At 62.4% G+C, this 1,386-nt stretch carries 1 protein-coding gene; it reads left to right on the top strand.

All coding sequences use genetic code 11. The features are described 5' to 3' along the window. On the top strand, positions 1–742 hold a 742-nt coding region (locus BN1129_RS15075), incomplete at its 5' end, for an MFS transporter (protein ID WP_042037538.1). Positions 743–1,386 lie beyond the last annotated feature (644 nt).

Raw genomic sequence — 1,386 nt, 5'->3', positions numbered from 1 at the left:
GCTCTCGCCCGAGACGGCGCTCCCCGCCATCTGGCTGGCGGCGGGACTGGCGATTGCCCTGTTGCTGCTCATCCTGGTGGAGCGGCGCGCCCAGGATCCCATACTGCCCGCCCATCTGGCTCGGCTGCCCGGTTATCTGGTGAGCGTGCTGCTGGCGCTGGCCTCGCAACTGCTGATGTTCGCTGTGCTGGTCTATCTGCCGCTGCAGATGCAGTTGCAGAAGGGGATGGGAGCCAGGGAGAGCGGTTTTTACATGGTGATCTTCATGGTCTGCATCACGGCAGGGGCCTTCGTCGGCGGCAAGCTGATCGGCCGCACCGGTTATTACAAGCGCTTCGTGGTGGTGGGCTTTGCCCTTGCGGCGCTGGCGCTGTGGCAGATCCATTTCGATGTCTGGGTCAAGCTGGCCCTTGGGTTTGCCGGTCTGGGGTTGGGGCTGGTGCTGCCGGCGCTCTCGGTGGTGGTGCAAAATGCCCTGCCACGGGAAGATCGCGGTATCGGCATGTCCCTGTTCAACTTCGGCCGTGAGCTGGGGGGCGCAGTTGGGGTTGCCATCTGTGCCGTGCTGTTTCATGCCGCCCTGCCAGCGGGGACCAGCCACAATCTGGCTAGCCTGAGCCCGGCCGAGTTGGCCCCGGGGTTCAGTGCCACCTATATCGGCATGGCGCTGATCGCCACCGCCGCCTTCCTCATCACACTGCTGGCGTTGAAACGGCACGAGCTGGCCAGCATCCACACCTGAGTCACCACTAGCATGCAATAGCAAGAGGGCTCCCCGAAGGGAGCCCTCTTTGTTATCCAGTTTCACTGGTCGGCGGCAGTGACGCACTGGACGAAGTCGGGGGCCTGGGCCGATACCACAGGGGGATCGCCTCGAGCATCACCTTCATTCTGCCCAGACGATCCGGGCGGGTGGCCAGCAAGGTGCTTTTGCCCGCCCCGTTTTTACCTGTGACGCCGATCTGCTCACCGGCGATGAAGCATCTCGCCGGCCTGAGTCTCCTGTTTTCATCAGATGCGGGGCATCCTCCCTGTGAGCGGGCATGCACGCAGCGGATGAATACTCAGAAGAGGGATGGCTCCGGGCAACACTTCATCGTGCTAGTGCACGGAGCTCCGCCTCCTGACAGCGCCTTTGAACAGGATGTCCAACATGGAAAAGCGGTCCAACAAACATGCTGGTCGCAAATTACACAGAGCCCGCTTTCGAGCCCAATGACGGTCAGTTGAACGTCCGGCTCACGTTCTCGCTACTCGTGGTGCAAGGTGATGCAATCCAGGCCACCGCTGCCCCTGAGCAGGGCTTCCGCCTGGTTAAATCCCTCCCACGTGCTGCTTGCTGTCTGACCCACGAAGTAGGTGGTCAGCTCGGGCACCTCGCGTTTC

This window comes from Aeromonas popoffii, from assembly GCF_000820025.1.
Taxonomy (GTDB): Bacteria; Pseudomonadota; Gammaproteobacteria; order Enterobacterales; family Aeromonadaceae; genus Aeromonas; species Aeromonas popoffii.
This window is presented reverse-complemented; position numbering and strand designations above follow the sequence as displayed.